The 20,148-nt window shown below is 60.9% G+C and carries 21 protein-coding genes; 7 read left to right on the forward strand and 14 right to left on the reverse strand.

Annotated elements, in window-relative coordinates:
• The first annotated feature begins 22 nt into the window (after positions 1–22).
• Genes Q0Z69_RS03315 through Q0Z69_RS03325 form a run of 3 tightly spaced genes read left to right on the forward strand, consistent with a single transcriptional unit; the run spans position 23 to position 976 of the window.
• Positions 23–280, forward strand: a complete 258-nt coding sequence (locus Q0Z69_RS03315; protein WP_298029794.1) for a hypothetical protein — start codon at positions 23–25, stop codon at positions 278–280.
• A 15-nt stretch (positions 281–295) separates the two neighbouring features.
• Positions 296–655 carry a hypothetical protein gene (locus Q0Z69_RS03320; RefSeq protein WP_298029795.1) on the forward strand — a complete coding sequence of 120 codons (360 nt, stop codon included), beginning with the start codon at positions 296–298 and terminating at the stop codon, positions 653–655.
• 3 nt (positions 656–658) lie between these two features.
• Positions 659–976, forward strand: a complete 318-nt coding sequence (locus tag Q0Z69_RS03325; RefSeq protein WP_298029796.1) for a hypothetical protein — start codon at positions 659–661, stop codon at positions 974–976.
• Positions 977–1,016: 40 nt separating this feature from the next.
• On the opposite strand, the gene Q0Z69_RS03330 is transcribed toward Q0Z69_RS03325, so the two are convergent.
• The 5 genes from Q0Z69_RS03330 to Q0Z69_RS03350 all read right to left on the reverse strand — a co-directional run bounded on the left by Q0Z69_RS03330 (position 1,017) and on the right by Q0Z69_RS03350 (position 5,884).
• Positions 1,017–1,754, reverse strand: coding sequence for a hypothetical protein (locus Q0Z69_RS03330; RefSeq protein WP_298029797.1), 738 nt, complete (start codon positions 1,752–1,754; stop codon positions 1,017–1,019).
• 33 nt (positions 1,755–1,787) lie between these two features.
• Positions 1,788–2,933: a non-hydrolyzing UDP-N-acetylglucosamine 2-epimerase gene (gene wecB, locus Q0Z69_RS03335; RefSeq protein WP_298029798.1), complete on the reverse strand. Its 1,146-nt coding sequence runs from the start codon at positions 2,931–2,933 to the stop codon at positions 1,788–1,790.
• Entirely contained in the window at positions 2,934–4,058 is a 1,125-nt protein-coding gene (locus Q0Z69_RS03340) for an MraY family glycosyltransferase (RefSeq protein WP_298029799.1), read from the reverse strand.
• 11 nt (positions 4,059–4,069) lie between these two features.
• On the reverse strand, positions 4,070–5,071 hold the full coding sequence (trpS, locus tag Q0Z69_RS03345; protein ID WP_298029800.1) for a tryptophan--tRNA ligase: 1,002 nt from the start codon (positions 5,069–5,071) through the stop codon (positions 4,070–4,072).
• 219 nt (positions 5,072–5,290) lie between these two features.
• The gene (locus tag Q0Z69_RS03350) at positions 5,291–5,884 is read right to left on the reverse strand and encodes a LysE family transporter (RefSeq protein WP_298029801.1); all 594 of its coding nucleotides are present in this window, start codon (positions 5,882–5,884) and stop codon (positions 5,291–5,293) included.
• A 110-nt stretch (positions 5,885–5,994) separates the two neighbouring features.
• Between Q0Z69_RS03350 and Q0Z69_RS03355 the strand changes: the two genes are divergently transcribed.
• From Q0Z69_RS03355 to asnA, 4 genes are all read left to right on the forward strand, one after another.
• Positions 5,995–6,882 carry a LysR family transcriptional regulator gene (locus tag Q0Z69_RS03355; protein WP_298029802.1) on the forward strand — a complete coding sequence of 296 codons (888 nt, stop codon included), beginning with the start codon at positions 5,995–5,997 and terminating at the stop codon, positions 6,880–6,882.
• A gap of 88 nt (positions 6,883–6,970) precedes the next feature.
• Positions 6,971–8,461, forward strand: coding sequence for a glutamate--tRNA ligase (gene gltX / locus Q0Z69_RS03360; protein ID WP_298029803.1), 1,491 nt, complete (start codon positions 6,971–6,973; stop codon positions 8,459–8,461).
• On the forward strand, positions 8,458–9,084 hold the full coding sequence (locus tag Q0Z69_RS03365; RefSeq protein ID WP_298029804.1) for a stage II sporulation protein M: 627 nt from the start codon (positions 8,458–8,460) through the stop codon (positions 9,082–9,084). Before gltX ends, Q0Z69_RS03365 begins: the two co-directional genes overlap by 4 nt.
• A gap of 40 nt (positions 9,085–9,124) precedes the next feature.
• Positions 9,125–10,132 (forward strand): aspartate--ammonia ligase, encoded by a 1,008-nt coding sequence (gene asnA / locus Q0Z69_RS03370; protein WP_298029805.1) that lies wholly within the window; start codon positions 9,125–9,127, stop codon positions 10,130–10,132.
• A 64-nt stretch (positions 10,133–10,196) separates the two neighbouring features.
• Here asnA and Q0Z69_RS03375 read toward each other — a convergent pair whose 3' ends face one another.
• The 9 genes from Q0Z69_RS03375 to Q0Z69_RS03415 all read right to left on the reverse strand — a co-directional run bounded on the left by Q0Z69_RS03375 (position 10,197) and on the right by Q0Z69_RS03415 (position 20,147).
• On the reverse strand, positions 10,197–11,402 hold the full coding sequence (locus Q0Z69_RS03375) for an FprA family A-type flavoprotein (protein WP_298029806.1): 1,206 nt from the start codon (positions 11,400–11,402) through the stop codon (positions 10,197–10,199).
• A gap of 146 nt (positions 11,403–11,548) precedes the next feature.
• Positions 11,549–12,253, reverse strand: coding sequence for a V-type ATP synthase subunit D (locus Q0Z69_RS03380; protein WP_298029807.1), 705 nt, complete (start codon positions 12,251–12,253; stop codon positions 11,549–11,551).
• Positions 12,254–12,266: 13 nt separating this feature from the next.
• Positions 12,267–13,652: a V-type ATP synthase subunit B gene (locus Q0Z69_RS03385; RefSeq protein WP_298029808.1), complete on the reverse strand. Its 1,386-nt coding sequence runs from the start codon at positions 13,650–13,652 to the stop codon at positions 12,267–12,269.
• Entirely contained in the window at positions 13,649–15,421 is a 1,773-nt protein-coding gene (locus Q0Z69_RS03390; protein WP_298029809.1) for a V-type ATP synthase subunit A, read from the reverse strand. Before Q0Z69_RS03390 ends, Q0Z69_RS03385 begins: the two co-directional genes overlap by 4 nt.
• A gap of 319 nt (positions 15,422–15,740) precedes the next feature.
• Positions 15,741–16,058: a V-type ATP synthase subunit F gene (locus tag Q0Z69_RS03395; protein WP_298029810.1), complete on the reverse strand. Its 318-nt coding sequence runs from the start codon at positions 16,056–16,058 to the stop codon at positions 15,741–15,743.
• A gap of 12 nt (positions 16,059–16,070) precedes the next feature.
• Positions 16,071–17,075: a V-type ATPase subunit gene (locus Q0Z69_RS03400; RefSeq protein WP_298029811.1), complete on the reverse strand. Its 1,005-nt coding sequence runs from the start codon at positions 17,073–17,075 to the stop codon at positions 16,071–16,073.
• Between the two features lie 12 nt (positions 17,076–17,087).
• Positions 17,088–17,675 carry a V-type ATP synthase subunit E gene (locus tag Q0Z69_RS03405; RefSeq protein WP_298029812.1) on the reverse strand — a complete coding sequence of 196 codons (588 nt, stop codon included), beginning with the start codon at positions 17,673–17,675 and terminating at the stop codon, positions 17,088–17,090.
• Between the two features lie 22 nt (positions 17,676–17,697).
• Complete coding sequence (locus tag Q0Z69_RS03410) at positions 17,698–18,189, reverse strand: V-type ATP synthase subunit K (RefSeq protein WP_298029813.1); 492 nt, start codon at positions 18,187–18,189, stop codon at positions 17,698–17,700.
• 20 nt (positions 18,190–18,209) lie between these two features.
• The gene (locus tag Q0Z69_RS03415; RefSeq protein WP_298029814.1) at positions 18,210–20,147 is read right to left on the reverse strand and encodes a V-type ATP synthase subunit I; all 1,938 of its coding nucleotides are present in this window, start codon (positions 20,145–20,147) and stop codon (positions 18,210–18,212) included.
• Position 20,148 lies beyond the last annotated feature (1 nt).

Raw genomic sequence — 20,148 nt, forward strand, 5'->3', positions numbered from 1 at the left:
CGTTCGACAGGAGGAGATGTCCATGGATGAAAAAATGGCGCGGATGGTCCAGCAGCTTCAGGGCAATCCGGCCGCCTTGCAGGCATTGATGCAGTCCCGGGACGGGCAGGCCCTGATGGGGCTGCTGACCCAGAAGGACCGGGGAGCCGGATTGCAGCGGGCCATCCGCTCCGCCATGCAGGGCGACACGGCGGAAATGGCGAAGCTGGTGGAGCAGGTGACAAAAAGCCCGGGCGGCGCGGAACTGGTGGCGCGGATCAACCAGGCAGTCCAGAAATAAAAAGGAGCGGGGCGCATGGAGGGATTTGACGAAAAACTGAACAGCCTGCTGTCCAACCCGGACGCCATGGCCCAGATCATGCAGATGGCCCAGTCCCTCTCCGGCGGCCAAGAAGCGCCGCCGGGACCGTCCCCCGCTCCCCCGCCGCCAGCGCCCTCCGGCAGTCCCTTCCAGGGCTTCGGAGGAGACCCCAAGCTGCTTGCCAAGCTCCTGCCCCTGGTCCAGGAGCTTGGCGGGGATTCCAACGCCCGCCAGCTGCTTTACGCTCTGCGCCCTTATTTGAAGGAAGAACGGCAGGCGAAGGTGGAACGTGCGCTCCAATTGGCGCGGCTGTTCCATCTGGGAAAGAAATTTCTGGCGGACTGGGAGGGCTGAGGTATGTATAACCGCTATATCCGGAGCGGCGACGGCGGCTACACCCGCGTCCAGCAGGAGGACCCGCCGTCCCAGGAGCGTAGTCCCCCGCCCCATCCGCCAGCGGCTGACGAGTCCAATGAGTCCAACTGCGGCAGCCGCACTGGACCGCCGCGTTTTTCTGACGGGCTTTCCGGCTTTCTGCGGCACCTGCTGGATCAGTTCCACCTGGACAGCGTGGACACCGGCGACCTGCTGCTGTTGGTCCTGCTGTACTTCCTCTTCCGGGAAAACGCCGACGAGGAGCTGCTGGTGGCCCTTGGATTGCTGCTGATCCTGTAAAACACAGAAAGGGCGGAGCGCAATGCGCTCCGCCCTTTTTTCAAGTCTCCAGGACCGTTCCGTCCGGCAGGGTAAAGGCTGCCGGCTCCGTCTGGTCCACCGTAGGGGCACCCATGCGGTAGACGGTCTCCCTGTTCAGCAGCTTTTCCGCCGCCACCAGCAGCCCAGTGTCCACACTGACCCAGTAGCGGAGGGCATAGCCTGCCTCGTCCGCCGCTGTCTCCACATAGATGCACCGCAGCCCCAAGGTCGAGCGGTAATCCGCCGCCGTGATGGTCTCCGCGTCCAACGCCAGGATATCCTCATAGGTAGGGATGGACTGCTCATTGTCCGCCGTAATGCCGCCTGCCGGGGCGGTATAGACCTTCTCCTCGTTGTTGTACCAGATATAGGCAGCGTCCTCTCCGGTAACGGTGTGGCGGACCCGGCCATCCGGCATGGCCCGGTCAACGCGGGTCCATCCGCCGCTGACCGATACCGTCAGCTCATAGGTCCCGCTGCCGCCTTCCCAGAACTGCTCAATGGTAACGGTGCGGCTGTAAGTCTCCGGCCGGGCCAGGGTCTCGACGGCGGCCTGCACGGTCTCCGGCGTAACCGCCACCACCGTCAGCACATCGCCGGACACGGCGGGGTCCTCCTCCGCCGCCTGGGCGGGATCGTCCGGTGCGGGCAGCGTGATGTGGGAGGTCCTGCGAAGCGTTCCCCCCAGCATAAAAGCCGCCGCCAGCATGGTCAGGACGATAAAGCCCCAGGTGATCCACTTCAGGCTCCGTTTCACCGCATCAGCCTCCCTTCTCCAGTCGGCTCCTCCTCAGACCTGGTGATCCGCGGGCCGCTCTCCCCGGCCGAAGTACCACAAAATCGCATCGGCGATGCGGCAGCAGGCGTGGCCGTCGCCGTAGGGGTTCACCGCGTGAGCCATTTTGGCGTAGGCGGCCCTGTCCCGGATCAGCCGCTCCGCCATGGTGACGATATCATCCTGCACCACGCCGCAGAGCTTCACTGTGCCGGCCTCCACGGCCTCCGGCCGCTCCGTCTCCCGGCGCATCACCAAAACAGGCTTACCCAGAGCGGGCGCCTCCTCCTGAAGGCCGCCGGAATCCGTCAGCACCAGATAGCACCGGGCCATCAGATTATGCATTTCGTCGGCGGGCAGCGGGTCGATCAGATGGACCCGGGGCGCTCCCCGGAGATAAGCGTCCACCGCCTCCCGGACCACCGGGCTGAGGTGGACAGGATACACCAGCTCCACATCCGGGTTCTGCTCCGCGATCTGCCGCAGGGCCAGCATGATGTTCCGCATCGGCTCGCCGTAATTTTCCCGCCGGTGGCAGGTGACGAGAATGATCTTTTTCTCCCCGTAGGGCAGGCGGTTCAGTTCTTCCACATCGAATCGGTAGTCCTGCCGGACAGTGGTTTGCAGCGCGTCGATGACCGTATTGCCGGTGATGAACAGGCCATCGGTGACGCCTTCCTTCAGAAGGTTGTTTTTGTTGTTCACTGTAGGGCAGAAATACAGTTCCGCAATGGAAGAGACCAGCTTCCGGTTCATTTCCTCTGGAAAGGGAGAATACTTGTCATATGTTCTCAGACCGGCCTCCACATGGCCTACAGGCACCTGATGATAGAAAGCGGACAGTGCCCCGGCAAAGGTGGTGGAGGTGTCTCCATGGACCAGGATCATATCCGGTTTCAAGGCGTCGATGGCGTTGTCCATGCCCATCAGGCACTTGCTGGTGATGGAGGACAGCGTCTGCCGGGGAGCCATGATGTCCAGATCCCAGTCGGGCTTGACCCCAAAGACCTCCAGCACGCTGTCCAGCATCTGACGGTGCTGGGCCGTCACGCAGCACAGGCTCTCGATCTCCGGCCTGGAGGCCAGTTCCTTCACCAGGGGACACATTTTGATGGCCTCCGGCCGGGTCCCGAACACACTCATAACACGGAGCTTTTCCATTTACGCATCCTCGTCTTTCTTCTCTTCATGGTGCAAACCGTCCCGCAGCTCCTCCAGCTCCTCTTTCAGCTCTTCCTTGACCTCCTTGGGGAAAACGACCCGGGCGGCCACCACCGCCACAATGCAAAGCGCCAGGAAGAACAGCATGGCCCGCTGCTCGCCGCCGGTGGTCAGCACCACGGCGGAAAGGCCCAGGATAGCGGAGATAACGTACAGCGTCGCCACCGCCTGTTTCTGGTTCAGACCCATGTCGATCAGCCGGTGGTGGATGTGGCCCCGGTCCGCGTGCATGGGGCTTTGTCCGTGGGCAATGCGCCGGATAAAGGCAAAAGTCGTGTCAAAGATCGGCAGGCCGAGGATCAAAAACGGCACCACGAAGGAGATCACGGCGTAGTACTTGAACAGGCCCTGAATGGACATAGTGGCCAGGATATAGCCCAGGAAGGTGGCGCCGGTATCCCCCATGAACATCTTGGCGGGATTCAGGTTATAGGGCATAAAGCCCACGCAGGCCCCCACCAGCGCCGCCATGACGATGGCCACCTGCGCCTCGGAATACAGCAGAGCAATAACCAGCATGGTGGTGGCGGAAATGGCGGAAACGCCGTTGGCCAGGCCGTCCAGGCCGTCGATCAGGTTCACGGAATTGGTGATGGCCACGATCCAGATCACGGTAAAGGGTATCGACAAGCCCCCCAGGACCCAATATAGCTTGTCCGAAAAAATATTGGGGTTGGAAAAGGCCAGGATGGTGACGCCGTTCATAGCGGGGATCAGGGCCGCGACGATCTGGACCACGAATTTCAGCATGGCGGGCAGGGCCATGATGTCGTCCACCACGCCCAGCACCACGATGATCACGGCCCCCAGCAGGATGCTCTGCATCTGCTGGTTGCCCCGGATGTTCACGAACAGCAAAATACTGACCATGAAGCCGATGAAAATGGCCAGACCGCCCAGCCGCGGGATGGGGACCTTATGCATCCGGCGGGCGTCCTTGGGTACGTCGATAGCGCCCACCTTATAGGCGAAGGTCTTGACCACCGGCGTCATCAGGAAGCTGATGACCAGCGCCGCCAGCAGCGCCAGCACCACATAGGCCACCAGCTGATTGTCTACTACCATGTCGGCCTCCGTCAACGGGCGATGAAACCCACTTTGCGCTGCACCTTGGACAGCGTTTTGCGAGCCAGATACTGCGCCCGCTGGGCGCCGTCCCGATAGATGCCCTCCAGATACGCCTTGTCGCCCATCAGGCGCTCCGCTTCCTCCCGGATGGGACGCATCAGCTCGATGACCGCGTCTCCCACAGCAGGCTTGAACACGCCGTAGCCCTGACCGGCGAACTCCGCCTCGGCCTCCTCCAAGGTCTTGCCAGTGGCGGCGCAGTAGATGGTCAACAGATTGCTGACGCCGGGCTTGTTCTCTCTATCGTATCGTACAGCGGTCTCGCTGTCCGTGACGGCCCGCTTGAACTTGCGCTGAATGACCTCCGGCTGATCCATGATATAGACGCAGCCCTCAGGGTCGGACTTGCTCATCTTGTTGTCGGGGTTGCCCAGGCTCATGATGCGGGCGCCCATCTTGGGAATGAACGCCTCCGGCAGAACGAAGGTCTCGCCGTAGACGCCGTTGAAGCGCTGGCCGATATCCCGGGTCAGCTCCACATGCTGCCGCTGGTCCTCGCCCACCGGCACCAGGTTCGCCTGATACAGCAGGATATCCGCCGCCATCAGCACGGGATAGGTGAACAATCCGGCGGTGATATTGTCGGCGTGCTGCTGGGCCTTCTGCTTGAACTGGGTCATGCGGCTCAGCTCACCGAACTGAGTATAGCAGCCCAGGATCCAGCTCAGCTCCGCGTGCTGGGGCACATGGCTCTGGATGAAGAGAATGCTCTTCTGCGGGTCCAGGCCGCAGGCAATGTATTGGGCAAGCTGAGCCAGCGCCCGGCGGCGCAGCTCGGCGGGGTCCTGCCGCACGGTGATGGCGTGCATATCCACGATGCAGTAGAGGCAGTCATATTCATCCTGCAGCGCGACCCAGTTTTTGATAGCGCCCATATAAGAGCCCAGAGTCAACTCACCGCTGGGCTGGATGCCGCTGAAAATTCTCTTTTTCTGTACGTTGTTTTCCATAACTCGCACCTCAATTCTCACTACCGCCGCCAAAAGACCCTAAGGCGGCAATTATTTGTTATTGTAGCACGGAATCAGGAAAAGCGCAATCCGCTCTTGAGAGGAAATATGCGCTCACCGGCTTTTATTTTCTGTCAATCTCACAAAGACATCTATACGCTGTGTCCACTGAGAATCAAAGTCCCCCGGCACGATTTTTGTGCTGGGGGACTCTTCGCATCAATGGGGCCAGACCAGGCTGACCGCGCATAGGACCAGCGCCGCCGCCATGGCGATATCCACCGCCCGCCTGTGTCCGTCCAGGAGCTTTTGCAATGACGCCCCCGCCAGCAGCCACACCAGATTGGCTACCGGGCCTGTAAACGGCAGAAACAGCCCCACAGCCAGCAAGCGCCAGAAGGAATCCGTATAGGGCAGCACATAAGAGGCCAGCGCTGTCAGGCAGAATACCATGACCTTCACGTTGGTCAGCTGCACCAGTAATCCCGTGCGGAAGCTAGGCGCCGCCGGGTCCCGCTCCGCTCCGCCGCCGGAGGACCGCAGCATGTGCCAGGCCATCCACAGGATGTACGCCGCCCCGATCCAGGACAGGACCCCCACATATCGATCCAGCACCGCGCCGAGCAGACAGGTCACTGCCACCGCTCCCATGGACACGATGAAAAAGCCGGCGAACAAGCCGCGCCACTGCCGCAGAGCCGGTCCCTTTCCGTACCGCAGGGCAGCGGACAGGGAGCATAGGTTCGCCGGTCCCGGCGTAATGCCGCAGACATAGCAATAGGTCAAAAACGCTGGAAACAGAGACACCGGCATATGACACACATCCTTCCGCTTGATATTTGCATCATAACAGGCTATCATATATTTGAAAAGCGAAAGTTTTTGAACTGTTATATTAATAAAATCGATAGGTCGTGACCAGAATGGAATTGAAGAATCTCCTCACATTTCAGGCCGTGGTGGATCAGGGCAGCTATCAGAAGGCCGCCCAAGCTCTGGGTTACACCCAGTCCACAGTAACGGTCCATATCCAGCGGCTGGAAGAGGAACTGGGCGTCCCCCTCTTTCAGAAATCAGGACGCCGGATGGTGCTGACCCAGACCGGGGAACAGGCTCTCTCCCAGGCCCGGGAGCTGCTGCTGGCGGCGGACCGGCTCTCCGCTCTGGGGCGGAACGGCACAGCTCCCGCAGGAACGCTTCGGGTCGATATGGCGGAAACACTCCTTTGCTACCGGATGCAGCCGGTCATCCGGGCCTTTCGGGAGCAGGCGCCCCAGGTGCGGCTCATCATCCGCAGCTGCAACTGCCGCCAGATCTCGGAAAACATCCGCACTGGTGCCTGTGATCTTGGCGTGGGCTATGACATGGACTGGGATCGGGAGGTATTGGAGATCGAACCGCTGGGAGAGGCGGAGATCATCCTGCTGGCAGCGCCGGACTTCGCATATCCAGACCTCTCCACGCCTGGACAGCGCATCCCCGCCTCCCTGGTCACCGATGAACCAGACAGCATCTTCCGGCGGCAGCTGGAACAGTATTTTCAGGAACGGTCCCTGGTCCTGGACGATACCATCGAGCTGTGGAGCATCGAGACCATCAAGCGCTGTGTCATGAGCGACCTGGGCTTCACCTTCCTGCCCCGGTTCGTGGCAGCGCCGGAGCTGGCGGACGGGCGGCTGCGGGAGCTGTCCGCTCCCATTTCCGGCATCCGCGACCCCATCCTGTGCGCCCACCGTAAAAAGCGTTGGGCTAGCCCCGCTATGGCTCTGTTCCTGGAGCTGCTGCGGAAAAATTTTCTCCGGGAGGACTGAATCCCAGGATATTCCTTGACAATCTCCCCGGAAATGGCGATAATGTAGGTTGTTATGTTTCGTAAATTCCTGACATGGAGGTACTTTCATGGCACTTGATATGCAATTTTTTGAAGAGATGGAGGCTCGCATCCCCAAGGGAAAGGTCCGCACCCGCTTCGCCCCCTCCCCCACCGGCTACATGCACGTGGGCAACCTGCGCACCGCGCTGTACACCTGGCTCATTGCACGCCATGCCGGCGGCACGTTCATTCTCCGCATCGAGGACACCGATCAGGGCCGTCTGGTGGAGGGTGCCACTGATGTGATCTACCGGACCATGGCCGAGTGCGGCCTGACCCATGACGAAGGCCCCGACGTAGGCGGTCCCGTGGGACCCTATATCCAGTCCCAGCGCCGGGGGCTGTACGGTAAATACGCCGAACTGCTGGTGGAAAAGGGCGCAGCCTATTACTGCTTCTGCGAAAAGACGGAGTCCGAGGAGGATTCCGGAAATTTTGACCGGGCCGATGATCCCTGCAGGTCTCTCTCTCCGGAAGAGGTGGCTGCCAATCTGGTCGCCGGAAAGCCCTACGTCATCCGCCAGCGTATCCCCCACGAGGGGACCACCACCTTCCACGACGTATCCTTCGGCGACATCACTGTGGAGAACGCCACTCTAGACGACCAGGTGCTGCTGAAGCGGGATGGCCTCCCCACCTATAACTTCGCCAACGTGGTGGACGACCACCTGATGGGCATCACCCATGTGGTCCGGGGCAGCGAGTACCTTTCCTCCGCGCCGAAATATAATCTGCTGTATGAAGCCTTTGGCTGGGACATCCCCACCTATGTCCACTGCTCTCCCGTCATGCGGGACCAGCACAACAAAATGAGCAAGCGCCATGGCGATCCCTCCTACGAGGATCTGAAGGCCCAGGGCTATCTGACCGACGCGATCCTGAACTATGTGGCCCTGCTGGGCTGGGCGCCCAAGGGCGAACGCAGCGAGCAGGAGATATTCTCCCTGGCGGAACTGGTGGACGCATTCGACATTGCCGGCATCTCCAAATCTCCCGCCATCTTCGACATTGAAAAGCTAACCTACTTCAATGCCACCTATCTGCGGGCTATGGCGCCGGAGGACTTCGCCCAAACAGCGGAGCCTTACATCCGCCAGGCTGTGAAGGATCCCGCTATCGATACCGCCGCCATCGCCGCCCTGCTCCAGGCCCGCTGCGAAAAGCTGACGGACATCCCTGAAAAGGTGGATTTCTTTGACGCGCTGCCTGACTACGATGTGGAGTTCTTCACCAACAAGAAGTCCAAGACCAATGCCGAGGTCTCTCAAAATATGCTGGAGTCCGCTATCCCCGCCCTGGAGGCTGTGGCGGACTGGACCCAGGAGGCGGTCCATGACACGCTGATCGGCCTTGCGGAAAAGCTGGGCGTGAAGAACGCCACGCTGATGTGGCCCGTGCGCATCGCCGTGGCCGGCAAGCTGGTGACCCCCGGCGGAGCCGTGGAGCTTTGCCACATCCTGGGCAAAGCGGAGACTCTCCGCCGTCTAACGCTGGGGCTGGACAAGCTGCGGGCATGAGGGGCATTCTTCAGCACCACCTTCAGGGTCTGAAAGCCGCCTGGGACGACGGTCTGCGGCAGGAGGTGTTTCGCTCCGCCATCGCTTTCTGTGTCCTGGCGGTGATCGCCTTCGGAGCCGCCCTGGCCCTGCCGGACCTGCGGACACAGCTGATGTCCTGGGCGGTGGAAGCGGTCAGCGGCACAGGCGCTATCCGTGAGGATGGCAGCATTTCCGCTCTGCGCATCTTTTCAAACAATGTGGAGGCCTGCGTGTTCACCATGGCCTATGGCCTGGTCCCCTTTCTTCAGCTTCCAGCTCTGGCCCTGGGCGTCAACGCCATGCTGCTGGGCGTGCTGGCCGCCTGCTACGCGGCGGAGGGTTCCTCCCTGCTGATCTATTTGGCTGCTCTCTTTCCCCATGGTCTTTTGGAGTTCCCGGCCCTGATCCTGTCCTTCGCCGTGGGGCTGTACGTCTGCGGCCAAGCGACCCGCCGCTGCCGGCGGGATGAAACGGCCCTCCGTCTGTGGGACCGGTTGCTGCTGATATCCCGGACACTGTTTGTTCTGCTGCCCGTGCTGGCTGCGGCCTCCCTGCTGGAGGCCTATGTGACCCCGGCCTTTGTATCTCTGCTGATCTCCTAAGGAAGTATTGAATAAATCTGACATAAAGGACTGTTGACTCATGAGTAAACTGACCATTCCCTCCGGCTATAAGATGCCCTTGACCAATAACGAGCTGCAGCGGGCCATTGAATTGATCCACGCGGATTTCCAGCACAACCTGACGGTCCGGCTGAACCTGCACCGCGTCTCCGCGCCGTTGTTTGTAGACGGCAAAACCGGCCTGAACGACGACCTGAACGGCGTGGAACGCCCTGTGTCCTTTGACATCCCAGACGTGGGGACTGACGGCCAAGTAGTCCACTCTCTGGCCAAGTGGAAGCGGCTGGCCCTGAAGCGGTACGAATTCAAGCCTGGTACCGGCCTGTACACCGACATGAACGCTATCCGCCGGGACGAAGTGGTTGACAACCTCCACTCCATCTATGTAGACCAATGGGACTGGGAGAAGCATATCGACTCCCAAAATCGCACCATGGAGTATTTGCAGGATACTGTACGGGATATCGTGGGCTGCATCTGCGACACCGCCACCGCCCTGCGGAACACCTTCCCTGTGCTGACCTGCAAACCGGAGCGGGAGATTTTCTTCCTCACGACTCAGGAGCTGGAGGACCGCTATCCCGACTTGTCCCCCGACGAGCGGGAGGCCGCCATCTGCAAAGAGCACCACACCGTCTTTCTCATGCAGATCGGCAAAACACTGAAGTCCGGCATCAAGCACGACGGCCGCGCTCCTGACTATGACGACTGGGAGCTGAACGGCGACATTCTGATGTGGAATCCCGTTCTGGAACGCCAATTTGAGGTATCCTCCATGGGCATCCGGGTCGACGCCGAGACGCTGGACCGCCAATTGACCCTGGCGGGCTGCGACTACCGCCGCCAGCTGCCCTTCCACCAGATGCTGCTGAACGGCCAGCTTCCCCAGTCCATCGGCGGCGGCATCGGCCAGTCCAGGCTGTGCATGCTGCTGCTGGGCGCCTGCCATATCGGCGAGGTCCAGGCCAGCCTGTGGGATCATGAGACCGTGGAAGCCTGTGAAAAGGCTGGGATCACCTTGCTGTAAAGTTCATAATATTTACAGAAAAACGCCCTTTTCCCATAGGAAAAGGGCGTTCCTTTCTATGTATTTACGCCAGGACATCTGCCGCCAGCCGGTCAGCCAGGCCTTCCAGCTCCGCCCGCTGGGCTTCCTTCACAGCGGACTTCACATGGATGGTCTCCTCCATCAGCGTCATGTTCTTCATGGAGCCGATGATCTCCGCCATCTGCCGCCCTGCCGTGGCGGCCCAGGTGCCGTTATCGATAATGGCCACCGTGCGGTTTTGCAGATTGTGGGCCTTCAGATCCAGCAGCAAAGTCTCCATAGGCGTGAAGATCCCGCCATTATAGGTCGAGGACGCCAGTACCAGATGGCTGCACCGGAAAGCCTCGCTCACCAGGTCGGAAACGTGGGTGTGAGATACGTCGTACAGCCGGATGTCCCTGACCCCCTTCTCGGCCAGCCGGTTGGCCACGATCTCGGCGGCGTTCTCCGTATGTCCGTAGACAGAACCACAGAAAACAGCCACGGACCGGTCCTCCGGCGTGTAGGTGCTCCACTGCTGGTACTTGCTAACGAACCAATCGATGTTCTGTCTCCAAATAGGACCGTGGAGCGGGCAGACACAGGCAATATCCAGCGCGGCCGCTTTTTTCAGGAGCGCCTGGACCTGAACGCCGTATTTGCCCACGATATTGGTGTAATACCGACGGGCATCATCCAGCCAGTCCCGCTCAAAGTTCACCTGGTCGGCGAAAATGTTGCCGTTCAATGCGCCAAAGGTGCCAAAGGCGTCCGCAGAGAAGAGCACCTTGTCAGCGGCATCGTAGGTCACCATGACCTCCGGCCAATGGACCATGGGCGCCATGGCAAAGGTAAAGGTGTGCCGCCCGGTAGTCAGGGTATCTCCCTCCTTCACCGCCATGCACCTGCTGGAAACATCGAGATCGAAAAACTGACCGATCATACCGATTGTTTTGGCGTTGCCCACCACCTGGGCCTGGGGATAGCGCCGCAGCACCTCTGTCAGAGATGCGCAGTGGTCCGGCTCCATATGGTTCACCACCACATAGTCCAGGGAACGGCCCTCCAGGGCGGCCTCCAGATTTTCCAGGAAACGGTCCTCCACGGCCTTGTCCACAGCGTCCATCAGCACCGTCTGCTCGTCCAGCACCAAATAGGCATTATAGGAAATGCCCCTGGGAATGGGATATATATTCTCAAACAGCGCCAATCGCCGGTCAGAGATGCCCAGATAGCGGATATCCTGGGTCACGGATTGGATGCAGTGCAATACGTATCACTCCTTTTATGTTCTTTTCCAATAATTTATTCCAAACAAGCCCGTTTGTCAAGGTTTATTATAACTAACTATCTGCTCCGAACAACGGGACGGCCTTCTGGCCGTCCCGTTGTTTTGTTTCGTAGAATGTGCCGTCGTCACACCGGCTCCTGGGCAGTGCCGAAGGCCTCGATGGCCTTGGCGCTCTGTGCGCGCTTCTCCTCCAGGGCCTCTTTCAAAATCATATCCTTCACCTTCATCAGCCGGGTCGTGGTGGCACGGTCATTCTCATCCAGCTTCATGGTGATATAGCGGATGGCCTCCTGGGTGTCCGGGATCATCACGTATTCCAGTGCGTTGACGCGGCGGCGGGTCTTTTCGATCTCCTCCGCCATGAGCTGGGCGGACTTTTCGATCTCCGCCAGCTTCAGCATCTTGCGGAACACATGGCCCAGAGCATCCACAGCGGTATCCAGCTCGCCGGAGGTAGCCGCGAAGCCATAGGGATAGATGTCGGAATTGGAGCGGGTCTGCGTCTGGAAGTCGTACACAGGGACATTGACGGACATGATATTCTGGAAGGTCATGGTCAGTTCCACGCTCTGCTTGGGATAGAGCAAAGCCTGCTCCAGAGCCTCGGAGGACATCAGAGCAGAGGCGACGGTGAAGGACTTGTGCACCGTCATCAGCTCCTCCTCCACCTCAGCCCGGAGGGAGCGGACCTCCCGCACCGTGTCCAGGAACTGCTTCATCAGCTCATCCCGCTTATCCTTCAGCAGCTTGTGGCCCCGCTGGGCGGTCCGCAGCTTGCCTTTCAGGCGGGTCAGCTCCATACGGGTAGGGCTTACCGTGATATTCGCCATGGCTCACCCCTCCTCAATTCTCGTCTTTCTTCGGCCAGTACTTCTCGATCAGTTCCGGTTTGATACGTTTTAGCTCGCTCTTGGGCAGGATGCTCAGCAGCTCCCAGCCCAGGTCCAGCGTCTCCTCGATGGAGCGGTTCTCCTCGTAGCCCTGGTTGACATAGCGGCGCTCAAACTCATCAGCGAACTTGGCATACAGCAGGTCCGTGGGCGTCAGGGCCGCCTCGCCCAGAATGGACATCAGCTCCTTATTGTCCTTGCCGGTGGAATAGGCGGCAAAGAGCTGGTTCATGGTGTCCGCGTGGTCCTCACGGGTCTTGCCCTTGCCAACGCCCTTATCCTTCAAACGGGACAGCGAGGGCAGCACGTCCACAGGGGGATGGATGCCCTGGCGGTACAGCGCGCGGCTGAGGATGATCTGGCCCTCGGTGATATAACCGGTCAGGTCGGGGATGGGGTGGGTCTTATCGTCCTCGGGCATGGTCAGGATGGGGATCAGAGTGATGGAGCCCTTGTTGCCCAACTGGCGGCCGGCGCGCTCGTACAGCGTCGCCAGGTCGGTGTACAGGTAGCCGGGGAAGCCACGGCGGCCAGGGACCTCTTTCTTGGCGGCGGAGACCTCGCGGAGGGCCTCAGCGTAGTTCGTGATATCGGTCATGATGACCAGCACCTGCATACCCTTTTCAAAGGCCAGATACTCAGCGGCTGTCAGCGCCATACGGGGCGTGCTGATACGTTCAACAGCGGGGTCGTTGGCCAGGTTGCTGAACAGCACGGTACGGTCGATGGCGCCGGTGCGGCGGAACTCGCTGACGAAGAACTCGGACTCCTCGAAGGTGATACCGATGGCAGCAAACACCACGGCGAAGTTGGTGGCCTCGTCGCCCAGCACCTTGGCCTGACGGGCGATCTGCGCCGCCAGATTGGCGTGGGGCAGGCCGGAGCCGGAGAAAATGGGCAGCTTCTGGCCGCGGACCAGAGTATTCAGGCCGTCAATGGTAGAAACGCCGGTCTGGATAAACTCGTTGGGGTAGTCACGGGCGGCGGGGTTCATGGGCAGGCCGTTGATATCCCGGTACTCCTCCGCCAGAATGTCAGGACCGCCGTCGATGGGCTGGCCCATGCCGTTGAACACGCGGCCCAGCATATCGCCGGACACGCCCAGCTGCAGGGGATGCCCCAGGAAGCGGACCTTGGCGTCTGCCAGATTGATGCCGGCGGCGGATTCAAACAGCTGGACCACAGCAGTGTCGCCGTTGACCTCCAGAACCTTGCCCCGGCGGATGGAACCGTCGTGCAGCTCCACTTCCACCAGCTCGTCATAGGTAACGTTTTCCACCATGCGGACCATCATCAGCGGACTGACGATCTCTTCTACAGTCTTGTATTCACGGATCATGCCTGCTCACCTCCCTGCTCGACAACTGCTTCGATCTCCTGCTCCATCTCCGCCTGGATCGCAGCATAGGCATGAACATATTCCTCTACAGGCACGCTCTTGGCACGGCCGATCTTCTCGCGGGCGGGGATTTCAAACAGCTTGGTCACCTGTGCGCCCTGGCCGATAGCCGCGCGGCACAGCTTGTCATAGCTGAGGATGATGGCCAGCAGCTTCTCCTGCCGGTCGTAGCTGGAATAGCCGTCGATATCGGTGAAGGCATTCTGCTGCAGGAAGTCCTCTCGGATCATCCGGGCCACCTCCAGCGTCAGCTGGTCGTTGGGAGACAAGGCGTCCTTGCCCACCAGCTGAACGATCTCGTTCAGGCTGGCCTCGTTCTGCAGAACGCTCATGGCCCGGCCCCGGTTCGCCATGAAGTCCGTTCCCAAGTTCTCATCGAACCAGGGCTTCAGGGTATCCAGGTACAGAGAATAGGAATTCAGCCAGTTGATGGCCGGGAAATGACGCTTGTACGCCAGAGAGGAATCCAGCGCCCAGAACACCTTGACGATACGCATGGTGGCCTGAGAAACTGGCTCACTAAGGTCGCCGCCCGGAGGGGAGACCGCGCCGACGGCGGTCAGGCTGCCACGGCGTTCGTCGGCGCCCAGGCACTCCACGCTGCCGGCCCGCTCGTAGAACTGGGCCAGACGGGAGGCCAGGTAGGCGGGATAGCCTTCTTCGCCGGGCATCTCTTCCAAACGGCCGGACATCTCACGGAGGGCCTCGGCCCAGCGGGAGGTAGAGTCGGCGATGACGGCCACGTCATAGCCCATATCCCGAAAATACTCAGCGATGGTGATACCGGTATACACGCTGGCCTCACGGGCGGCCACGGGCATATCAGAGGTGTTGGCGATCAGCACGGTCCGCTTCATCAGGGACTCGCCTGTGCGGGGGTCCTTCAGCTCGGGAAACTCCCGCAGAACGTCGGTCATCTCATTGCCGCGCTCGCCGCAGCCGATGTAGACCACGATATCCACGTCGGACCACTTGGCCAGCTGGTGCTGCACCACGGTTTTGCCGGAGCCGAAGGGGCCGGGCACAGCGGCGGTGCCGCCTTTTGCGATGGGGAACATGGTGTCGATGATCCGCTGGCCGGAGCACAGGGGCCGCTTGGGGGGATACTTCTTCTGGTAGGGACGGCCGACACGGACAGGCCACTTCTGCAGCATGGTCAGGGCCACTTCCCTGCCGTCGTCGGTCTTCAGGGTGGCGATGGTCTCCGTCACGTTAAAGGAGCCGCTCTTGATATCAGTGATGGTGCCGCTCATATTGGGAGGCACCATGATCTTGTGGAGCACCACGGGGGTCTCCGGCACGGTGCCGAGGATATCGCCGCCGGTGACCTTGTCGCCCACCTGGGCGGTGGCGGTGAACTCCCACTTCTTCTCATGGTCCACGGCGGGGACTTCCACGCCGCGGGAGATGTTGGCGCCTACCTTCTCCACGATCTTCTCCAACGGGCGCTGGATGCCGTCGTAGATGCCCTCGATCATGCCGGGGCCAAGCTCCACACTCATGGGGGCACCGGTGGTGACCACTTCCGCACCGGGGCCCAGGCCGGAGGTCTCCTCATAGACCTGGATGGACGCGGTGTCGCCCTTCATGGTCAGGATCTCGCCGATCAGACGCTGGGGGCCGACACGCACCACGTCGGACATATTGGCGTCCGACAGGCCCGTGGCCACGACCAGCGGTCCGGAAACTTTAACAACTTTACCGCTCAAACTTATGCAACCTTCTTTCAGGATAGATTCGCCGGAAGTCGGACCCGTTTATCTCAGTGCACCCAAAAAGCACGCCAAAAAAGGGTCCAGGGGAAAACCAGGTCTCCCCTTGGTTTCTCCGCCAAGGGTGGAGAAAGAGAATCAAATCATTTTCGCCGCGATACCCTCCAGAGGGGCCTCTCTTGCCCCTGCGGGGCAATTCACCTTCTGTGCGTGGCGAAAATACCCCGGCCTGTGCGCCTTTGGGGCGCACGCTCCAGTGACCGACGTCACTGGAGAGGGGGAATCTAAAGGGGGGACAAAGTCCCCTCTTTAGGACCTATAAAATGTCAGCACCCACAGCGCACTCTATCGCTCTTTGAATATTGTCTCTGCCGATACCCAGAGAGCCTTCCCGGCCAGGGATCAGGATGATGGCGGGCCGCAGCTCATCCTTATAGCGGGCCAGTACATCTTCCATATCCTTGGCGAGACTCTCAGTGAGATAGATCACCGCGCAGTCGGTTTTTGCCAGTTCCCGGACCTTTTCCCTGGCTTCCTCCACGGAGGCGACAGGGTAGGTGTCCAGGCCCAAAGCGCGGAATCCCATGACGGATTCCCAGTCGCCGATCACGGCGATTTGATACGTTGCAGCCATAGTCACACCGCCTTACACAAAGCTGGCCCGCAGCCGGGAGCGGATCACATCGGCGCTCAGACCGGTGCTGCGCCCCAGCAGCAGGATGCGGAGGTTGGTATACTCCGTCTCCCGGGCCGCCAGATAAGCCAGAAGGGGCGCTTCGCCGAAGGGGACGAACTGCGCGTCGGCCAGATAGCCGCCCACAGCATCATCACAGAGCTTTTCAAACTCTGTCAGCGGGCCTCCACGCAGCGCTTCGGCACCGGCCTCTGCCGCCTCCTGAAGCCGGGTGGGACCGTATACCTCAGCCAGTCCCTGGCCTCCATTGGCCGCGATCTTCAGCACCGCACCGGTACCGATATCGCCGCCGCTGAAGAGAACGCCCCGCAGAAAATCGGCGTTTTTCCCCATGCGGATGGTGCGGATCAGGGAGCGCAGGTTGGCCGCATCGATCTGGGCTTTCACATAGCCGTGCAGAAACGCGCTGCCGGTGGCCTCTGCCACATCATCCATGTCCTGATAGCACCAGCGGTCCAGCACGATGTCGCTGAGCTGCGGGTCCCTGGTGGTGTCCAGCACCTCCCGGGCCTCCGCCGCGGCAGCTGCCAGACGAACGGGCAGGTCCGTCAAAACGCCGGTCCGCAGCGCCTCCCGCAGGGTCTCCGCCGGCACGCGGCCCATATCCATCAGCATACGGCTGGGGTCTGTCCCCATGGCCTCCGCCTTCAGGATGGCCTTTACGTTGTGATAATCATATTTCAGCTTGAAAATGTCGATATACCTGGGGTCCGGCGCGCTGTCCGCCAGATCTGCCAGCGTGGCTTCCCTGGCTGCCGAAAGGGCCGCGTCCATGGCCTCCGGATGAGTCGGGTCCAGCTCGGGGTAGCCGCACTCCTGTAGGATCTTCACGGCTTCCTCATCGGTGCGGGCGTCCAGGACCTGCTCCATCCGCTCCCGGGTCAGCAAGCCATTCTCCATTGCCCGGATGCGGGCGGAGACGGCCAGGTAATCGGTGTCTTTGATTTTTTTAGCCAAGACACTGCCTCCTTATCCCTCCGGGAACAGCTTTTTCACCACCGCTCCCGCAGTCTCCGCCTTTTGCAGGCGCACCAAGGTGTCGAACGAGCAGTTGACCTCCACGTTCTGGTCCTTCAGGATAAAGCCGCCCTTCATAGGCCGGGTCTCTTCCGACAGGACCAGAGCCTTTCCCGCAGCGTTGACCTTTTCCACCGCGGCCTTTCCCGCCTGTTCCCGGTCCTTCTGAGAGAACACGACCTCTTCGCGGCCGGTGGAGGACGCCTGGGTCAACAGGGCGGCCAGCAGAGCCACATACCGGTCCTCCGGCAGGGCGCGCAGCTTTTCCAGCGCCCGGATGTAAGCCTGCTCCACCATGTCCTGTTTGGCGGCCAGCGTCACCTTGCGGGCTTCCATCTGGGCCACGCTCACCAAACGCTCTTCCCGCTGGCTGGCGGCCTTCTCATTCTTGGCGGCCAGGCCGGCGGCCTCATTCTCCGCCTGCTGGCGGTATCGGGCGGCGATCCCGGCGGCCTCTTCCTTCGCGGCGCTCAGGATCTGGTCGATCTCCGCCTGGGCGTCAGACTCGATCAGCCGCGTGATCTTTTCGATTCCGTTCATATCGAATCCCCTTTCTGCGGGATCAGAACTGCAGCAGCATCAGCATGGAAGCCAGCAGGGACAGGATGGCGTAGAACTCCACGATACCGCACAGCAGCAGGCCCTTGGACCAGTCATCGGGCTTCTTGGCCAGGATGTTGATGGAACCGGCGGCCACACGGCCCTGGGCGATGGCGGAGAGCAGGCCGCCCAATGCCATGGGCATGCAGGCCGCAAAATAGGCCATGCCTTCCGCAGTGGACATATTCACCAGCGCGCTGAAATCGCCGCCCATCAAGCCCATGCGGGCGATGGCGAAGAAGAACACCACCATGCCGTACAGGCCCTGTGTACCGGGCAGAAGCTGCAGGACCATAACTTTACCGGACTTGGAGGGATCCTGGCACAGCAGGCCGGTGCCAGCCTCACCGGCGATGCCGGTGCCCTTCGCGGAACCCACGCAGCTCAGACCCACCGCGAGACCAGCGCCCAACAGGGCCAGAGCCAGTCCACCAAAAGAATCAACGAAACTCATAAGAAACTCCTCCTGTATATTTATTCTTTTACAATGTCAACGTATTTTGTCGCCGCATCCAGAGGCGTGAAGGCTTTGCCGCCGTCCTCATAGAACCGGCCAAAGAACTCCAGGCACTGCAGGCGCATGTCGTGAACATAGCAGCCCAGCAGATTCAATGCAAAGTTCAGCGCGTTGCCGATCATGGCGATGATGACAAAGGTGATGACGTTGCCCGTCATCGCGCCCAGCTGGTTGAACACCTGGGCCACCACCGCGCCTGCCAGCATCAGGGCCATCAGCCGGGAATAGGACAGGATGTCGCTGAAATACCCGGTGACGCCGTTGTAGATACCGCCGAAAATGCCGATGATCTTGCCGAAAACGCCCTTCTTGCCATAGCTCAGCGCCAGAACGAGCACCACCACGATGGCGATCAGGGCCGCCTTCATGGGCAGCACGCCCAGAGCGGCCAGACCGCCCAGCAGGAACACCAGATACCACGCGCCCTCATTGCACAGAGCAGCCATGGTCTCCCCCCGCTTGATCTGCTTATACATGCTGACCGCCATGCCGGTGAATACCTGGAGCACGCCCAGGATCAGGGAGCCGATCAGCACCGGGACCGCGTCGTCCAGCGGCGAGAACAGCGCCGGCAGGGCGAAATCCCCGCCTGTGGTCAGCTTCACGATCTGCGTCAAAAAGTCGCCGAAGAAGCCGCCGGTCAGCGCGCCCCAGATAAAGGTACTCACGCCCGCGAGTCCCAGCAGCGGGATCATGTGACGCATCGTGGGACCGTTGGGCCTTGCCTTTTTCATGATGAATACGGAAGCCGCTATCATCAGCAGGCCATAGCCCATGTCCGCCATCATCATGCCGTAAAACAGGATGAAGAACGGCGCCATCAGCGGGTTGGGGTCCACCCCGTTGTAGGCGGGGAGGGAATACATATCCGTCACCATGTTCAGCGGCTTGGTGAACCAGTTGTTCTTCAGCTGGACCGGCACGTCGGGGATCTCCTCCTCCGCCGGGTCCAGTGTCTCCCAGGCGCAGCCGCTGCGCTCCAGGAATTCGCCCACCTTCTGGGTTCTCTCCGCCGGGATCCATCCCTCAAAGAAGAGGATCGTACCGTCGGTCAACAGCCGTTCCGCGCCGGCTTCCTTCGCCGCCTCCGCATTCAGACGGTCCGCGTAAACCCGCAGAGCGTCCCGGGCCTCGGCGCAGGCCGCGATATCAGCGGCGGCCGCTTCCTGTGCGGCCCGGTTTTCCGCCAGCTGCTGGTCCAACTTCCGGATGTTCTCCCCCACTGTTCCGGTGACGCCCTGAAATGCCGTCACGCTGAAACTGTATGGCCGGAGAATCTCCTGGACCTGTTCTTCCTCTGCCCGGTGATAAATCATCAGGCAGTACTTCTGCTGCTTGTCTGCGCCGACCTCGTAGATCTCCGCCGCCGTACCGGCCAGATCCGTGCGAATGGCGCCGATGTCCGTTCCAGCGGGACAGACGCCCAGGCGAAAAGCCGCGTGGACCGTGCCCTCCTGCTCCAGCGGCATGTCCAGCGAGGCCCAGGGCTGCAGGCCCGCCCTGCGGGACATCAGTCTGCTCTCCTCCCCCTGAAGGCGGTTCAGCTCCTGCAGCTGGCGGCCGATCCTCAGGCTGATCGCACGAGGCTGCTCCACGGTCTTGCTGCTGAGGAAATCCTCCTCCGAAATGGGGTGGCGCTGGATGAACATGCCGTCCTTCATCTGGGCGTAGCGCTTGATGGCAGCCAGGGCGGTGTTCACATCCGCGATCTCGCTCCGCCGCTCTGTCAATCCGGAGGTCCCGCGCTTCAAGAGCGCGGCCCAGGCCGGGTCGGCCAGCTTGCCGTCCGGCTCGCTGATCTCCACGCATCCCAGCCGCAAAAGGCCCTTCAGCAGCTCATCCCGGCATCCGGCCATCGCGATCACACGGAGCTTTTTCATTTTTACAATGGCCATT

Source organism: uncultured Dysosmobacter sp. (genome assembly GCF_947631165.1).
Classification (GTDB): Bacteria; Bacillota; Clostridia; order Oscillospirales; family Oscillospiraceae; genus Oscillibacter.

Coding starts and splice junctions, on each gene's coding strand:
- Q0Z69_RS03315 (WP_298029794.1), top strand. CDS start 23: ATGGATGAAAAAATGGCGCGGATGGTCCAGCAGCTTCAGGGCAATCCG.
- Q0Z69_RS03320 (WP_298029795.1), top strand. CDS start 296: ATGGAGGGATTTGACGAAAAACTGAACAGCCTGCTGTCCAACCCGGAC.
- Q0Z69_RS03325 (WP_298029796.1), top strand. CDS start 659: ATGTATAACCGCTATATCCGGAGCGGCGACGGCGGCTACACCCGCGTC.
- wecB (WP_298029798.1), bottom strand. CDS start 2,933: ATGGAAAAGCTCCGTGTTATGAGTGTGTTCGGGACCCGGCCGGAGGCC.
- Q0Z69_RS03340 (WP_298029799.1), bottom strand. CDS start 4,058: ATGGTAGTAGACAATCAGCTGGTGGCCTATGTGGTGCTGGCGCTGCTG.
- trpS (WP_298029800.1), bottom strand. CDS start 5,071: ATGGAAAACAACGTACAGAAAAAGAGAATTTTCAGCGGCATCCAGCCC.
- Q0Z69_RS03350 (WP_298029801.1), bottom strand. CDS start 5,884: ATGCCGGTGTCTCTGTTTCCAGCGTTTTTGACCTATTGCTATGTCTGC.
- Q0Z69_RS03355 (WP_298029802.1), top strand. CDS start 5,995: ATGGAATTGAAGAATCTCCTCACATTTCAGGCCGTGGTGGATCAGGGC.
- gltX (WP_298029803.1), top strand. CDS start 6,971: ATGGCACTTGATATGCAATTTTTTGAAGAGATGGAGGCTCGCATCCCC.
- Q0Z69_RS03365 (WP_298029804.1), top strand. CDS start 8,458: ATGAGGGGCATTCTTCAGCACCACCTTCAGGGTCTGAAAGCCGCCTGG.
- asnA (WP_298029805.1), top strand. CDS start 9,125: ATGAGTAAACTGACCATTCCCTCCGGCTATAAGATGCCCTTGACCAAT.
- Q0Z69_RS03380 (WP_298029807.1), bottom strand. CDS start 12,253: ATGGCGAATATCACGGTAAGCCCTACCCGTATGGAGCTGACCCGCCTG.
- Q0Z69_RS03385 (WP_298029808.1), bottom strand. CDS start 13,652: ATGATCCGTGAATACAAGACTGTAGAAGAGATCGTCAGTCCGCTGATG.
- Q0Z69_RS03395 (WP_298029810.1), bottom strand. CDS start 16,058: ATGGCTGCAACGTATCAAATCGCCGTGATCGGCGACTGGGAATCCGTC.
- Q0Z69_RS03405 (WP_298029812.1), bottom strand. CDS start 17,675: ATGAACGGAATCGAAAAGATCACGCGGCTGATCGAGTCTGACGCCCAG.
- Q0Z69_RS03410 (WP_298029813.1), bottom strand. CDS start 18,189: ATGAGTTTCGTTGATTCTTTTGGTGGACTGGCTCTGGCCCTGTTGGGC.
- Q0Z69_RS03415 (WP_298029814.1), bottom strand. CDS start 20,147: ATGGCCATTGTAAAAATGAAAAAGCTCCGTGTGATCGCGATGGCCGGA.